This is a genomic window from Duganella margarita (assembly GCF_009857535.1).
GTDB classification, from domain to species: domain Bacteria; phylum Pseudomonadota; class Gammaproteobacteria; order Burkholderiales; family Burkholderiaceae_D; genus Rugamonas; species Rugamonas margarita.
In genome coordinates, this window is sequence record NZ_WWCS01000013.1 from 101,807 (window position 1) to 117,467 (window position 15,661).

Here is a 15,661-nt window from a genome sequence, read left to right on the forward strand (position 1 = left end):
CAGCGCCTCCCAGATTCTAGCCGAACCGTTAGTTGCGGGCCATCTTGTCGGTTTGACCACGGCCCGCGTCAGGATCGCCGTGGCGCGGGGCGAAGCGCAATGCCAGCAGCAGGATGGCGCCCGCCGCCAGGTACAGGACGATCAGCGCGGCCAGCATGGCGGCGCTGCCGCCCCATGCCAGCAGGCGTTCGCTGAGCGGTGGCCCGAAGGCGCCGCCCAGCAGGCCAAAGCTGCCGATCAGCGCGATGCCGGCGGCGGCGCGGCGCCGGTTCAGCATGCCGGTGACGATGGCGATCAGTAGCGGCGAGGCGGCGGCGATGCCCATTGAGGCCAGCGTCAGGCCAGCCAGCGACCAGGTGAGGCGGTTGTCGCCGGCGATGGCCAGCGCCAGGCCGCCGGCCGCCAGCACCATGCAGGCGATGAAGTGGCCGCGCCGCTCGCGCCGGCGGTCGGAGTCGTAGCCGATCAGGATCATGCCGATCACGCCGGCCAGGTTGGGGATGACGGCCAGCAGGCCAAGCTGCATATGGCTGCCGGCGCCCCAGCGCTGCATCAGCGTCGGCGACCAGAAGATCAATGCGTAGCTGGCGCCCATCAGCAGCAGGTTGGCCACGGCCAGCAGCGCGATGGCGGGTTGGCGCACCAGCGACCAGATGGTGGCGAAGGCGGATGGCGGCTCGGCGTCGGTAGCGTCGGCGGCACTGGCGTTCGCGTTGCCGTTGCGGGCGTCCGGCGCGTGCGGGGCATGGCCGTCGTTGCCGGCGGCGGCGTTGAGCGCTGCTTCGTCGCGTTCCAGATCCTGTTCGATCATCTGCTGTTCAAACGACGACAGCCAGCGTGCGTCTTCCGGTCTGTCATCGAGGTAGAAGTAGGCGACCACGCCGAGCAGCACGGCCGGCAGGCCTTGCAGCACCAGCAGCCATTGCCACCCTTGCAGGCCGCCGGATTGGTGCATGTATTGCAGCGTGGCGCCGCACAGTGGGCCAGCGGCTACGCCGGCCAGCAGCGCGGCCGAAGCGAAGAGGGCGATCACGCGCGCGCGCCGCGCCGCCGGATACCAGTAGGTCAGGTAGAGGATCACGCCGGGGAAGAAGCCGGCTTCAAACACGCCAAGCAGAAAGCGGATGACGTAGAACTCGACCGGTTCGCGCACGAAGGCGCCAGCAGCAGCGGTCACGCCCCAGCACAGCATGATGCGCAGCAGCGTTTTGCGGGCGCCGATTCTTTCCAGCAGCAGGTTGCTGGGGATCTCGCACAGGCAGTAGCCGATGAAGAAGATGCCCACGCCCCAGGCGTAGGTCTGGTTGCTGAAATCGAGGTCGGCGCCCATTTGCAGCTTGGCGTAGCTGACATTGACGCGGTCCAGGTACGCCACCGCGTAGCACAGCATCAGCAATGGCAGCAGGCGCCAGCTGACTTTGCGGTAGATCGCGTTCATGCCGGCAGCGCCGCGCAGGTGCAGGATTTTGGCGCCGTGGCTCATGTGAGTGCCTCTTGCGATTTTTGTTCGACCTTCCAATGCGGCCGGCGCGCGCGCAGCGTGAAGCGTTCGCGGTAGACGCTGGGATTCATGCCGGTGGCCTGCTGGAACAGGCGGCGGAACGAGCCGGCGTCCGCATAGCCGCAGGCGGAGGCGATGGTGTGGAAGTTGTGCAGCGAGACTTCCATCATCACCTTGGCGCGCTCCACGCGCAGCTTGTGCAGATATTCCAGCGGCGTCATGCCGACCGCCTGGCGGAAGTGGCGCAGCAGCGTGCGTTCGCTGGTGGCGGCGGCTTCGGCCAGTGCGTGCAGGTTGTACGGCTGTTCCAGATTGGCTTGCAGCCATTGGGTGGCGCGGTAGACGGGGCTGTCGGAGGTGGGCGTGAGCCAGACGCCGCTTAGTTCGGAGGTGATCTGCTGGCGGCGCTGCTGATATTGCAGCACTTGCAGGCAGCCTTCCATCAGGTCGGGGTCGAGCAGGCGGCCCAGCAGCGCGGCGATGAATTCGGTTTGCAGGCCGGGCGCGACGCAGGTCGATACGCGTTCGTGGAAGGACATCGGTTCGTCCGTGTCGAAGTCGCCTTCGGGGAAGTGCAGTTTCATCCACGATTGGTAGGCCCACGGCGGCGCGCACGGGGCGCCGGTCAGCAGGCCCAGACGCGCCGGGAACACCATGCCGGTGAAGCAGGCGGCAATCAGGCCGCCGTGCAGCGCGTGGTCGTGCAGCAGTTGCAGCACGTCGGGATGGCGCTCGGCGATGTCGCCCAGGTGCGGGGCGTTGCGGGCGGCGAGGCCGGGCACCACGATCAGCGTGCGGTTGGGCGGTAGTTCTTGCGGCGGCAGTTTCTGCATGCCGGCCATGGCGTCGGCGTTGAGCGGCGAGGCGACGCCGGGCGGGGTGATCACGCGCCACGTCAGCGGCGCCGGCACGTGCGGCTTGCGCAGTTGTAGTATCCCTGCCGCCACATTCAGCACATCGATGGCGGCAAACAAATTACCCGGCATCGCTTCCGGTAGCCATAGCAGCTGCACGTCAAGCGGTGCGAGGTCGGTGGCGGGATTGGTCTGCATATTGGCGATATTAGCTGCACGATATTGCTTAGGCAAGCTTTAGAATCGTTCGCAAGAAATCAAAACAACAGTGTCCGAAAAGGGCAACGCAAGGTCGCGTTGCGCACCAATCTGGCGCACTTTTTTACATGGATTTTCATTTTATGTTGAAGCGACTTTTGTATGCCGCACTACTGGTTATCGCTGTGATTGTCGCGGCGGTGGCGTGGAATACCTGGCGGTTGACGTCGCGCCAGCTCATGGTGACGCCGGCCGCGCCGCTGGCGCTGGAGCGCGATGCGGTGGCGGGGCGGCTGGCCGGCGCGCTGAAGTTCCGCACGATTTCCGACCCGGCGTCGGGCGCTGTCAACGCCGAAGAGTTTGAGCGCATGCAGGCTTACCTTGCGCAGGCTTTCCCGCGCATGCATGCGGCGCTGAAGCGCGAGATGATCGGCCACAGCATGCTGTTCACGTGGCAGGGCAGCGACGCTCAGGCCAAGCCGGTGATGTGGCTGGCGCACCAGGATGTGGTGCCGGTGGCGCCGGGTACGGAAGCCAACTGGCAGCAGCCGCCGTTCGACGGTGTGGTGAAGGACGGCTTTGTGTGGGGCCGCGGCTCGTGGGATGACAAGGGCAGCCTGGTGGCGCAGATGGAGGCGGTGGAGTATTTGCTGGCGTCGGGCTATCAGCCGCGCGCCACCATTTATTTCGGCTTCGGCGCGGACGAAGAAGTCGGCGGCCGCCGTGGCGCGGTGGAGATTGCGCGGCTGCTGAAGTCACGCGGCGTGCAGCTGGACTATGTGCTGGATGAGGGCATGCTGGTGACGGAGGGCATCATGGCCGGCGTCAGCAAGCCGGTAGCGCTGATCGGTGTGGCGGAGAAGGGCTATGCCAGCGTCAATCTGGAGGTGACCACGGCGCCGGGTCACTCGTCGATGCCACCGCATAACACCGCCATCGGCATGATGAGCGCCGCGCTGACGGATCTGGAGCGCAAGCAGATGCCGGCCGAGTTAAGCGGCGTGGCGCGCGATGCCTTCGACATCATTGCGCCGGAGATGCAGGGCATGAACCGGGTGGCGCTGTCCAACCTGTGGCTGTTCGGGCCCCTGGTGAAGAAGCAGCTGGAGCAGTCGGCAGGAACCAACGCCATGCTGCGCACCACCACCGCGCTGACTGTGGTCCACGTGGGGAACAAGGACAACGTGCTGCCAGGCCGCGCCGACGCGGTGGTCAATTTCCGTATTCGTCCGGGCGATACGGTGGGCGGCGTGATGGAGCACGTCAAGCAGGCCGTCAATAACGATGCGGTGCATGCGGCGCTGGATGTGGGAGCCTCCGAGCCGTCGCGCATTTCGCCGATCGAGTCGGCGCAGTACGCGCTGATCAACCGCACCATCCGCGAAGTGTTCAGCGACGCGGCGGTGGCCCCGGGGATTGTGATCGGCGCCACCGATTCGCGCCACTACAAGGACGTGAGCGAGCATGTGTACCGCTTCTCGCCGGTGCGCGCCGGACCGGATGATCTGCCGCGCTTCCATGGCACCAACGAACGCATCGGCATCGATAACTATCTGGAAGCGGTCCGCTTCTATGTGCAACTGGCCAGGAACGGTAAATGAAGAAGCTGATACTCGCGGTGGTGTTGGGTGGCGCTATGCATGGCGCAATGGCGGCCGATCAGGGCTTGCTGGAGGCGGCGCGCGCGCAGCAGGCGCCGTTGCTGGCCACGCTGAAAGAGTTGGTGCTGATTGAATCCGGCAGCAGCGATACGGCCGGCGTGGCGCGCGTGGCCGATGTCAGCGCGCTGCGGTTGAAGGCGCTGGGTGCGGTGGTGGAGCGCAAGGACGGCATCGTCACCGGCCGCTTTACCGGCAAGGGAAGCAAGCGGCTGATGCTGATCGCGCATATGGATACGGTGTACCAGCCCGGCATCCTTGTCTCGCAGCCGTATCACGTGGACGGCAACCGGGTGTATGGTCCCGGCATTGCGGATGACAAGAGTGGCATTGCGCTGATCCTGCACACCATCGAGATGCTGCATGCGCGCGGCTGGCGGGATTATGCGCAGCTGACGGTGATCTTCAACCCGGACGAGGAAGTCGGTTCGCGCGCGTCCGGCGAATGGATCGCGACGCAGGCGGCGCAACATGACTTTGTGTTTTCGTGCGAGCCGAATGGTGCGCAGATGGAGGGCATTCTGCTGAGCGCCAGCGGCATCGCCACCGCGACCATGACGGTGCAAGGCCGCGCCGCGCACGCCGGCGTGGCGCCGAAGGTTGGCCGCAATACGCTGATCGAGCTGTCGCACCAGCTGCTGCAAACCCAGGATATCAATGTGCCGGGCGCGCAGTTGAACTGGACACGCGCGAATGCCGGTCTGGTGACCAATCAGATTCCCGCCAGCGCCACCGCGCAGGGTGACGTACGCTTGAGTGCGACCGATGGCGCGCAGCGCCTGCAGCAGGCGCTCAGCGAGAAGGTGGCCAAGCCGCTGGTGGCGGATACCGTTACCACGGTGGCGATCGAGCAGGGACGGCCGCCGTTCATCGCCACCGATGCGGCGCGCGCCTGTGCGGTGAAGGCGCAGGCCATCTACGGTGAGATCGACCGCAAGCTGGCGCTGTATCCAGGCACCGGTGGCGGCACTGACGCCGGTTACGCCAGCCGCGCCGGAACGGCTATCGTGCTGGAGGCTTTCGGCCTGGCCGGCGACGGCGTGCATGGCAAGGATGAATACATCACCATCGATTCGATTGTGCCGCGACTGTATCTGCTCAGCCGCATGATGCAGGAAGCAGGCGCTTCTCAGTAAATTCTCAGTAAAGCTTCACCACTCAGTGATGTTCGCCGGTGGGCTGGCGGCGACGGCGGTGATCGCGCCAGCCATCGCGCAGGAGGACAGCGAGAAGATGCAGCGCGTGGAGGTGACCGGTTCGTCGGTCAAACGCGCCGATTCGGAGACCGCGCTGCCGGTGCAGATGATCAGCAAGCAGGATATCCAGCGCATCGGCGCCACGAGTACGGAGGGGCTGCTGGCGTCGATCGCATCGCTGTCGTCGGCGGGGGCGACGTCGAATGCGGCCGGGGCGTCGAGCGGCACCTTCGGGCTGTCGTCGATTTCGCTGCGCGGGCTGGGCGCGCAGCGCACGCTTGTGCTGGTCAATGGCCGCCGGCTGGCAGCGTTTGCGGGCGGCGGCGGGGCCACGGTCAACGTCAATGTGATTCCGCTGGCGGCGATTGAGCGCATCGAGGTGCTGAAGGATGGCGCGTCCGGCGTGTATGGCAGCGATGCGGTGGCCGGTGTGGTCAACTTCATTTTGTCGAAGAGCTTTGAGGGCATTGAGGTCAGTGGCGGCACTGGTTCGCCGACCACACATGGCGGCGGGCAGAATAACAAGGCGTCGGTGACCGGCGGCCTGGGGAATCTGGAGCGCGATGGCTACAGCGCGGTGGTGTCGGCGTCGTGGGAGAAGGAGAAGGCGCTGTTCGGGCGGGACCGCGATTACGCCAGGTCGGGTAACAATATGCCGTACTACGTATCCGGCGCGACGGGGCAGGGCAATATCGAGGGCGTGGTGATTCCGGGGGCTTATCCGAATGACCGTGGCCCAGGCTTTGGTGCGTCGCCGGCGACCGGCTATGGCAATCCGCTGGCGGCGCAGGGCAAGTGCGCGGATATCCAGATGTTCCAGAATCCGACGCCGAGCAGCAAGGGTGCGCCTTACTGCGCGTATGACAGCGCCTCGGCCACCAATCTGATTCCGGCGCGTGAGCTGGGCAACCTGACCGGCAACCTGACTTTCAAGATCAACAACGACCATCAGTTGTTTGCCGATGCGCTGCTTTCGCGCAGCGTGGTGACCAATACCATACAGACCAGCCCTGTGCGGCGCAGTTTCCTGGTGGTGGACAGCGCGTTCGTCAAGCAGAAGGTTGATCCGTCGCTGATCCTTTATCCGAGTAATCCGGTATATCAGTCGATTGTGGTGCCTTATCTGACGGCGCAGGGTTTTACGTCGATCATTGGCCAGCCGCTGGCGATTACCAGCCGCGTGTTCGATTTCGGGCCGCGCCAGTCGCGTGATGTGGCGACGCAGTCGCGCTTTGTCGGTGGCGCGCGCGGCACGGTGTGGGGGCAGGACTATGAGGTGGCGTTGACGTCCAACCGCAGCAAGGTGTCGGGATCGCTGCCGTCCGGGTACTTCCTGCAGGTGGAGTATGCGAAGATCATCAACGATCCGGCCAATAACTGGAATCCGTGGGCGCCGGGCGGCGTGCAGACCGGCGCGCTGGCGGAGAAACTGAAGACGGCGCAGTACACCGGCAAGACCATCGACGGCTGGTCGGACAGTGATCTGATCGACAGCAAAATCACCGGCGATATATTCAAACTCGATGGCCGCGCGGTGCAGTACGCGGCAGGCGCGCAGGCGCGGCATGAGAGCTACAAGATTTTGCCCAGCGCGGCGATTCTGAGCGGTGACGTCGGCGGCGCGGGCGGCGCGCTGGCGGTGGTGGATCGCAGCCGCACCATCCGTTCGGTATTCGGCGAAATCAACGCGCCGTTGCTGAGCAGCGTGGAGGCCAATCTGGCGCTGCGCAACGACCATTACAACGATGTCGGTTCGTCGACCAATTACAAGGCCAGCCTGCGCTGGCAGCCGGTGCGCAGTTTGCTGTTGCGCGGCTCGACGGGCAGCGGCTTCCGCGCGCCGACGCTGAGCGATCTGTGGACGCCGCAGGTGCTGGGCACCACGGTGGCGTTCAGCGACCCGAAGACGGGCCAGAGTTCATTGCAGGTGAATGGCCTCACCGGCGGTAATTCGCAGCTGAAGCCGGAGGAGTCGCGCCAGGCGTCGGTGGGCGTGGTGTGGTCGCCGGCCAGCTGGCTGAACGCGGGCGTGGACTGGTTCCGCATCAAGGTCAGCGACATCCTGGCGACGCCGTCGGCGCAGGAGGTGGTTTCGCGCTACCGCGCCGGCGATCCGGCGTATGCCAATCTGGTGGTCCTGAACGGCAACGATATCGATCTGGTCAAGACGGTGCTGGCGAATACCGGCAACGCCACGGTGCAGGGCGCGGATGTGTTCATCACCAGCCGCCAGGCTTTCGGTCCGGGCAAGCTGGATGTGGCGCTGAACGGCACGTATATGGACAAGTTCGATCAGACCAGTCCGGGCGGCGTGCTGTCGCACAAGGTGGGCACGCTGGTGGACAGCAAGGGCACGCCGGTGATCGGCGCCGATGCCGGCGGCGTGGTGCTGCGCTGGAAGCACACGCTGAATGCGACCTGGACCCAGGGCGCGCTGGCCACCACGCTGATCCAGAACTACCGCGCGCGTTACGAGGCGGCGCATGATCTGCTGGGGCAGCGGGTGTTCATGGGGGCGATGGCGACCTACGACGCCAATATCGCGTGGCGTGGCTTGAAGAACACCACGCTGACGCTGGGCGTGCGCAATCTGTTCGATCGCCAGCCGCAGACGTTCGTGCCGGTGGCGGCGCAGTTCCAGTATGGCTATGACGTCAGCACCTACGATCCGCGCGGGCGCTTCGTGTACGTCAACGCCAGCTACGCCTTCCGCTAGGCGGTGGCGCCGCTGGGGTAGATGCGGCTGCGGATCGGCCGCAGTTCCGGCCGCGAGGCGGCGTTGTCGTCGTCCTGCGCCAGGAACTTGCTGCCGATTTCGAACCACTCTTCGCTGGAGATGACTTTTTGCGCCAGCGGCAGCAGTTCCTGCTCTTCCTTGTCGAGGCGCTTGAGCAGGTTCTGGCAATACAGGTCGATGGTCTTGCACAGGAAATTGCCCTGCGAGGCGCTGCGGCGCATGGCGCGGCGCAGGCAGCGGTAGACGGCGTTGAGCATGGCGCTGCCGCGCTTGCTCAGCGATTCGAGGTCGTTCATCAGCGGCGCGCAATTCGGTTCGGCGGCGCGCACGGCCGGCATGAGGCAGGCTTCCACTTTGCGCTGGTGGCGCGCTTCGGCAAAGCTGGTCAGTTCCTTGAGCTGGGATTCAATGAACACAGGGTCGATTTCCTGGGGCCGGCGGGCGATGGTCTGCACGTACTGCAGCAGCCGCGAGATGAAGTGGCGTTCTTTCTTCTGTTCGATGGAGAGTGTCAACAAGACATAGGTGGCAGTAAGCATAGCGTTTCCCGTAGTTCCGTGTGACGTCGGCTGCGCGGAGGTCGTCGCAGAGGAGCCGACACGCCCGAGGTTCAAGCTGCTACCTTAGCGTGATAAACGGGCTCATACAACGCCGATTTACAATTGTTCACAACTAGTTGTGAGGCAATACAATGCGATGCATTACCGGCGGGGAAAACGAATTGCGCACACGTCAGGCCGGCGGAGAACGCGCGCTTTTCACTTGGCTGCGAGGTAGATTATGCCCTGTTTCGTCACGCGAAAATACGCCATTTCTTGCACGTTACAATAATTTTTTCTATCGGTTGCGGCCGCTTTTGGCCGCAACCTCAATGCTGCATTGCGGCATCGCTCAGGCGCGTGGGGCGCCCAGGTAGAAGGCGCGCGGGGCGGCGAAGCTGGCGCGCACTTGTTTGGAGACGTCGTCGGTCAGCGCTTCGTCGGCGCCGGCTTCCAGCGCGGTGAAGATGGCGCTGGCGATGTCGGCCGGCTTTGATTTCGGGGCGTCGACGCCGGCCGTCATGTCGGTGTCCATGTAGCCCATGTGGGCGCCCACCACCTGCGTGTTCTGGGCGGCCAGTTCGCCGCGCAGGCCGTTGGTCAGGGCCCAGGCGGCGGCCTTGGAGGCGCTGTAGGTGCCGGTGGTCGGGAAGCTGGCCCAGCTCAGCGCCGACAGGATGTTGATGATGGCGCCGCCGCCGTTGCGGCCCAGTACCGGGGCGAAGGCGTTGCTCAGCGCCAGCGGGCCGAAGAAGTTGGCTTCCAGTTCGGCGCGGGCTGCTTCGGTGGCGTCGGCGCGGATCACGCCGCCCACCACGTGGATGCCGGCGTTGTTAATCAGGACGGTCAGGTCGGGGATGGCTTGCACGGCGGCGGCGATGTCGGCGGCGTTGGTCACGTCCAGCTTGATCGGCGTGGCGCCGGCGATATCCACGGTTTCCGGTTTGCGGGCGGCAGCGTAGACTTTGCGGGCGCCGGCTTTGACGGCGGCTTCGGCCAGGGCTTTGCCCAAGCCACGGTTGGCGCCAGTAACGAGGACGACGGAGTCTTTGAGATTCATGGTGGTTCCTTTCGAGTGGTTTAATTAACTACAATATGACCGGTCATCTTAAAAATGGCCGAAAAAAAATCAGTGCAGGATGTTGCTCATTACCAGGCGGACAAAACGGTCCAGCGGGATGCGGCTCTGCTCGGCTTTGGCGCGCAATACCGCGCCTTGCCAGGCGTCGTTGATGAACGCGGCCAGGTCGGCGGCCGGCATCTGGTTGCCGATGCTGCCGTCCTGCTGGCCTTCGGCGATCACCGCCGCCAGGCTGTCGGCTCCGGCCGCAAACGCCTGCTGCATGGCGCCGCGCATGGCCGGGATCTGGTTGGACAATTCGGTGCTGAAATTGCCCAGCAGGCAGCCGCTGTGAAAGTCATTGGCGGCGTTGGCGGCGATCATGCCATCGAAATACTGTTGCAGCCGGACCGTCGGTGCCAGGCTGCGCTCGTGCAGCACGGCGGCGATGGCGGCCACGGCGGCCAGGTAACGTTGTAATACTTCCATCCCCAGCGCTTCCTTGCTGGTAAAGTGGTTGTAGAACGAGCCTTTCGGCACCCCGGCAGCGTCGGTGATGTCTTGTACGCTGGTGGCGTTGAACCCTTTGCTGTGCAGCAGGGTCACGCTGGTGGTGAGGATTTGCTCTTTAACGTTTGCTTTGGCCATGTGCGTAATATGACCGGTCGTCTTAAATAAGTCAACGCTTTTTTTGCTATGAAACTGATAGTATATGAAAGTCAGTTACTTTCTTTGGAGGAGAAGCAATGAAGGCAGTTGTGTTGAGCGGTGTGTGTCTGGTGCTGGCGGCGTGCGCGTCGCAGCCTGAGGTGGCGGTCGATCCGGCGGCGCCGGCGACGGCGGAAGTCAAGTGCAAGCCGAACCGTTCGGACGATGCGCCGACCGGCAGCTCGATCAAGCGGCGCGATTGCGCGCCCGGCAATGGCGTGCAGAACGTCAACGCCGAAGAGTTGCTGGAGCAGCGCCGCTTCACCATGCCGACCGGCGTCAACCGCTAAGCGTGCAGGTTAAGTAGCGTAAAGTAACAATTTCCTGAGGATATGTCGCAGCAGGCGGCGCTCTTGGTATGATTCCCGATGCCCGGCCACAAGCTGGTATATTTTTTATAACATCGGAGAGACCGAATGAGATTCCCCTTGCTGCTGCTGGGCGCCGCCATGGCGTCCAGTGCGATGGCCGCGCCGCGCGGTTTCACTGTCGAAGACATGGTCAAGATGGAGCGGGTCGGCAACCCGGTGCTGTCACCGGACGCCACCCGCGTGGTGTACACCGTGCGCACCACCGACCTCGACAAGAACCGCGGCAATACCCAGCTGTATCTGCTCGACCTGCGCCATCCGCAGGCTGCGCCCGTGCGCCTGACCCAGGCCGCCGCCAGCAGCGCGGACCCGGAATGGGCGCCGAACGGCGAGGCGATTTATTTCCTGTCGGGCCGCTCCGGTTCGTCGCAGGTATGGCGTCTGCCGCTGGCCGGCGGCGAGGCAAGCAAGGTGACCGATCTGCCGCTGGACGTCGATAATTTCCGGCTGTCGCCGCAGGGCGACCGTTTGCTGTTCAGCATGGCCGTGTTCCGCGATTGCGCCGATCTGGCGTGCACCAGGCAGCGCCTGGACGAGCAGGCCAAGGTCAAGGCCAGCGGCAAGGTGTTCGACAAGCTGTTCGTGCGCCACTGGGATACCTGGGCCGATGGCCGCAACAATGTGCTGTATTCGGCGCCGATCGACGCCAGCGGCAAGGTCAGCGTGCAGCCGGTCAGCCTGACCGGCAAGCTGGACGGCGATGTGCCGTCCAAACCGTTCGGCGACCATGACGAATATCACTTCAGCCCGGACGGCAAGACGGTGGCCTTCTCGGCCCGCATCGCCGGCCGCACCGAGGCGTGGTCGACCAACTTCGATGTCTATACGGTGCCGGCTACCGGCGGCGAGATCAAGGATCTGACCGAAGACAATAAGGCGTGGGACGCCAAGGCGATTTATTCGCCGGACGGCAAGACGCTGGCCTATGTGGCGATGGACAAGCCGACCTTCGAGGCGGACCGCTTCCACCTGGTGCTGATTGATGTCGCCAGCGGCAAGAAGCGCACCGTGGCTGACAGCTGGGACCGCTCGATTGCGGACTACCGCTGGACCCCGGACAGCAAGGCCATCCTGGCCACCGCCGACGATGTCGGCCAACACCGTCTGTTCTCGATCGATGCCGCCAGCGGCAAGGTGACGGCGCTGACCGGCCAGGGCTATGTGGCCGGCTTCGATGTGGCGCGCGACACCATCGTGATGGCGCAGGCCAATCTGGCGGCAGGGGCGCAGCTGTTCAAGTTCAAGCTCGGTGCATCGGGCGAGAAGGCTGCCCAACTGACCCATCTGAACGAAGCGGCGCTGGCCGACGTCAAATTTGGCGAGTACGAGCAGTTCTCGTTCACCGGCGCCAATGGCGAGACCGTTTATGGTCACGTGATGAAGCCGTGGAATGCGCAGCCGGGCCAGAAATATCCGATCGCCTTCCTGGTGCACGGCGGCCCGCAGGGCAGCTTCGGCAACTCGTGGAGCTATCGCTGGAATCCGCAGGTGTATGCGGGCGCCGGCTATGCGACGGTGTTTATCGATTTCCACGGCTCGACCGGCTATGGCCAGAAGTTCACCGATTCAATCAGCGGCGACTGGGGCGGCAAGCCGCTGGAAGATTTGCAGAAGGGCCTGGCGGCGGCGGTGGCGAAATATCCATGGCTGGACCGCGAGAACAGCTGTGCCCTGGGTGCGTCGTACGGCGGCTTCATGATGAACTGGATCCAGGGTAACTGGTCGGATGGCTTCAAGTGCATCGTCAATCACGACGGCGTGTTCGATGCGCGCGGCATGGCTTACTCGACCGAGGAGATCTGGTTCACCGAGTGGGAAAACGGCGGCGCGTATTACGATGTGCCGGAGCTGCACGAGAAGTTCAACCCGGCGCTGAAGGTGAAGAACTGGAAAACGCCGATGCTGGTGGTGCAGGGCGATCTGGACTTCCGCATTCCGACCACGCAGGGTCTGGGCGCGTTTACCGCGTTGCAGCGCCGTGGCATTCCGAGCAAGTTGCTGTTCTTCCCGGATGAGAACCACTGGGTGCTGAAGCCGGCCAACTCGGTGCTGTGGCATCACACGGTGATCGACTGGCTGGATACCTATACCAAGAAAAAATAACCAACGTCATTCCCGCGTACGCGGGAATCCATGCTGAGTATGGGCTCCCGCTTGCGCGGGAGCGACGACGATTTCGGGAGAGTCAATGAAAAAGTATCTGATCGCCGCTTCGGTGGCACTGGCCTTTGGTGCGGCACACGCGGCTGACGTGGCGCCACGCGCGGAAAACGCTTATCTGTCGCAGACCGACGCTGCTGCCCGTTCGGCGCGCGTCAGCAATGTCGACTACACGCTGGCGTTCGCGCTGACCGGCAAGGAAAGCTTCAGCGGCACCACCACGCTGAGTTTCGACCTGAAGGATGCGTCGCAGCCGCTGACCATCGATCTGGACAAGGCGACCATCGCCAGCCTGACCGTCAACGGCAAGGCCGTGACGCCGCAATACAACCAGTGGTTCATCACGCTGGCCGCCGCCGATCTGGTGGCCGGCCGCAATACCGTCACCATCGCCTACAGCCGTCTGCACAGCACCAACGGCGAGGGCCTGCACCGCATGGTCGATCCGGTCGATGGCCGCGTCTACACCTACTCGCACTTCGAGCCGGCTGCGGCGCATCAGATGTTCCCGGTGTTCGACCAGCCGGATCTGAAGGGCACGTATCAGGTCACCGTCAGCACGCCGGCCGACTGGGTGGTGTCGTCCACCATGCGCGAGACCAGCGTCAAGGATGCCGATGGCGGCAAGCTGTGGACCTTCCCGCGCTCGAAGAAACTGAGCCCGTATAACTTCTCGATGCACGCCGGTCCGTACAAGGTGTGGGAGGACAATAGCGGCAAGTATCCGATGCGCCTGTTCGCGCGCCAGTCGGTGGCGTCGCAGGTGTCGCCGCAGGACTGGTTCAAGTACACCAAGGCCGGCCTGGGCTTCTTCGACCAGTACTTCGGCGTGCCGTACCAGTTCGAGAAGTATGACCAGCTGCTGGTGCCGGACTTCCTGTACGGCGCGATGGAAAATGCCGCCGCGATCACCTTCGGCGAAGGCAGCTTCCTGCACAAGGAAGAGATGACGACGGCGCAGAAGGAATCGCTGGCCGGCGTCATCATGCACGAGATGGCGCACCAGTGGTTCGGCGATCTGGTGACCATGAAGTGGTGGAACGGCTTGTGGCTGAACGAGAGCTTTGCGTCCTTCATGGGCACGCTGGCGACGGCCGAGTCGACCGAGTTCACCAATTCGTGGCAGGCCTTTTATTCGGGCGGCAAGCAGGCGGCGTATGTGCAGGATCAGCGCGTAACCACGCACGCGATCGAGACGCCGGTGCCGTCGACCGCGAATGCGTTCGATAACATCGATGCCATCACCTATTCGAAAGGCGCGTCGACGCTGAAGCAGTTGCGTCACCTGCTGGGCGAAGAGGTGTTCCGCAAGGGCGTGCATAACTATCTGGTCAAGTACCAGTATCAGAATGCGACGCTGGATAATTTCATCGGCAGTCTGGCGGAAGCGGCCAACCGCGATCTGAGCGGCTGGACCAAGGAGTGGCTGTATGAGCCGGGCGTGAACACCATCGCGGCCGATTTCAGCTGCGCCGGCGGCAAGGTCGGCGCCTTCACGCTGCGCCAGAGCGCGCCGAGCAAGGAACTGCCGACGTTGCGCGAGCAGCGCGTGCAGGTGGGCCTGTTCAATCTGACGGCGCATGGTCTGAGCCGGAGCAAGAATGTGGCGATCACCTACAAGGGTGCGGCGACCGAAGTGCCGGAGCTGAAGGGCGCGGCGTGTCCGGAGCTGGTGTATCCGAACTACCAGGACTGGGGCTTTGCGCAGGTGCAGCTGGATAAAAAATCGTTTGCGACGGCGCAGTCCAGCCTGAGCAAGGTGGATGATCCGCTGTTGCGTTCGATGTTGTGGCAGAGTCTGTGGGATGGCGTGCGCTCGGCGCAGCTGCCGCTGAACGATTTCCTGAAAACCGTGCTGGCCAACGCGCCGGCCGAGAAGGATTACACGCTGCTGGGCAATATCGTCGACAAGGTGCGGGCGTCGAAGGGTTATCTGGAGGCGCAAGGCCCATCGGCATACCAGACCAAGGTGGGCGTGCAGCTGGAGCAGATGGCGTTTGCGGCGACCAAGTCGGCCACCGACAGCAACTTCCAGCGCCGCTGGTTCTCGACCTATGTGGGGCTGGCTTCCAGCCCGGCAGCGTTGCGTCAGTTGGCGGATATCCTGAACGGCAAGCTGGTGGTCAAGGGGCTGAACGTGTCGCAGGATGTGCGCTGGGAGATCATCCGCCGCCTGAGCCGCATGGCGTATCCAGGCAGCGAGGCGCTGGTGGTGGCCGAGCAGGCGCGTGACAAGTCCGATAGCGGCCAGCAGGCGGCGATTGCGGCAACCGTGGTTCGTCCCGAAGGCAAGGTCAAGACCGAGTGGGCGACGACGATTGCCGATCTGCAGACCAAGCTGCCGTTCTCCAAGGTGCGCACGGCAATGGGCAGCATGTATCCGCCCGAGCAAAGCGCGCTGAATGAGCTGACGGCGCAGCAGCGTCTGGACACGCTGGGTGCGGTGGACAAGGCGGCGGGGCCGGTCTACATGCGTGCGTATGCGGCGTCGATGATTCCGGCGACTTGCACGCCGGCCAGCGTGCAGCGTCTGGATGCGGCGATTGCCAAGTTGCCGGAGCTGTCGAACGGCACGCGCCGCGCGCTGCTGGTCACGCGCCAGGAAGATGCGCGCTGCGTCGCCATCAAGCAGGCGATGACGGCGCACTAATCCGCGCGGGTTGTTGAGTCTGAAAGCCA

Annotated in this window: 11 protein-coding genes; 6 read left to right on the forward strand and 5 right to left on the reverse strand. The window is 64.1% G+C overall.

Annotated elements, in window-relative coordinates; all coding sequences use genetic code 11:
• Positions 1-28: 28 nt before the first annotated feature.
• A complete protein-coding gene (locus GTP55_RS19600; protein ID WP_161046548.1) occupies positions 29-1,483 on the reverse strand; it encodes an MFS transporter in 1,455 nt (484 codons plus the stop codon).
• Positions 1,480-2,589 carry a GlxA family transcriptional regulator gene (locus GTP55_RS19605; RefSeq protein WP_229258060.1) on the reverse strand — a complete coding sequence of 370 codons (1,110 nt, stop codon included), beginning with the start codon at positions 2,587-2,589 and terminating at the stop codon, positions 1,480-1,482. Before GTP55_RS19605 ends, GTP55_RS19600 begins: the two co-directional genes overlap by 4 nt.
• A 107-nt stretch (positions 2,590-2,696) precedes the next feature.
• Between GTP55_RS19605 and GTP55_RS19610 the strand changes: the two genes are divergently transcribed.
• The 3 genes from GTP55_RS19610 to GTP55_RS19620 are packed head-to-tail and all read left to right on the forward strand — an operon-like array spanning position 2,697 to position 8,123.
• Complete coding sequence (locus tag GTP55_RS19610; protein ID WP_161046549.1) at positions 2,697-4,154, forward strand: M20 family peptidase; 1,458 nt, start codon at positions 2,697-2,699, stop codon at positions 4,152-4,154.
• On the forward strand, positions 4,151-5,347 hold the full coding sequence (locus GTP55_RS19615; RefSeq protein ID WP_161046550.1) for a glutamate carboxypeptidase: 1,197 nt from the start codon (positions 4,151-4,153) through the stop codon (positions 5,345-5,347). The genes GTP55_RS19610 and GTP55_RS19615 overlap by 4 nt, the downstream gene beginning before the upstream one ends.
• 28 nt (positions 5,348-5,375) lie before the next feature.
• Positions 5,376-8,123 (forward strand): TonB-dependent receptor domain-containing protein, encoded by a 2,748-nt coding sequence (locus GTP55_RS19620; protein ID WP_161046599.1) that lies wholly within the window; start codon positions 5,376-5,378, stop codon positions 8,121-8,123.
• Here GTP55_RS19620 and GTP55_RS19625 read toward each other — a convergent pair.
• From GTP55_RS19625 to GTP55_RS19635, 3 genes are all read right to left on the reverse strand, one after another.
• Positions 8,120-8,683: a hypothetical protein gene (locus tag GTP55_RS19625; RefSeq protein ID WP_161046551.1), complete on the reverse strand. Its 564-nt coding sequence runs from the start codon at positions 8,681-8,683 to the stop codon at positions 8,120-8,122. The two genes, GTP55_RS19620 and GTP55_RS19625, sit on opposite strands and share 4 nt — an antisense overlap.
• Positions 8,684-9,035: 352 nt before the next feature.
• A complete protein-coding gene (locus GTP55_RS19630; RefSeq protein WP_161046552.1) occupies positions 9,036-9,743 on the reverse strand; it encodes an SDR family oxidoreductase in 708 nt (235 codons plus the stop codon).
• A 69-nt stretch (positions 9,744-9,812) separates the two neighbouring features.
• On the reverse strand, positions 9,813-10,391 hold the full coding sequence (locus GTP55_RS19635) for a TetR/AcrR family transcriptional regulator (RefSeq protein WP_161046553.1): 579 nt from the start codon (positions 10,389-10,391) through the stop codon (positions 9,813-9,815).
• A gap of 98 nt (positions 10,392-10,489) precedes the next feature.
• Here GTP55_RS19635 and GTP55_RS19640 point away from each other — a divergent pair, with 98 nt between their 5' ends.
• The 3 genes from GTP55_RS19640 (at position 10,490) to pepN (ending at position 15,632) form a co-directional block, all read left to right on the forward strand.
• A complete protein-coding gene (locus GTP55_RS19640; RefSeq protein WP_161046554.1) occupies positions 10,490-10,741 on the forward strand; it encodes a hypothetical protein in 252 nt (83 codons plus the stop codon).
• Between the two features lie 126 nt (positions 10,742-10,867).
• Positions 10,868-12,925: a S9 family peptidase gene (locus tag GTP55_RS19645; protein ID WP_161046555.1), complete on the forward strand. Its 2,058-nt coding sequence runs from the start codon at positions 10,868-10,870 to the stop codon at positions 12,923-12,925.
• Between the two features lie 85 nt (positions 12,926-13,010).
• The gene (pepN, locus tag GTP55_RS19650; RefSeq protein WP_161046556.1) at positions 13,011-15,632 is read left to right on the forward strand and encodes an aminopeptidase N; all 2,622 of its coding nucleotides are present in this window, start codon (positions 13,011-13,013) and stop codon (positions 15,630-15,632) included.
• Positions 15,633-15,661 lie beyond the last annotated feature (29 nt).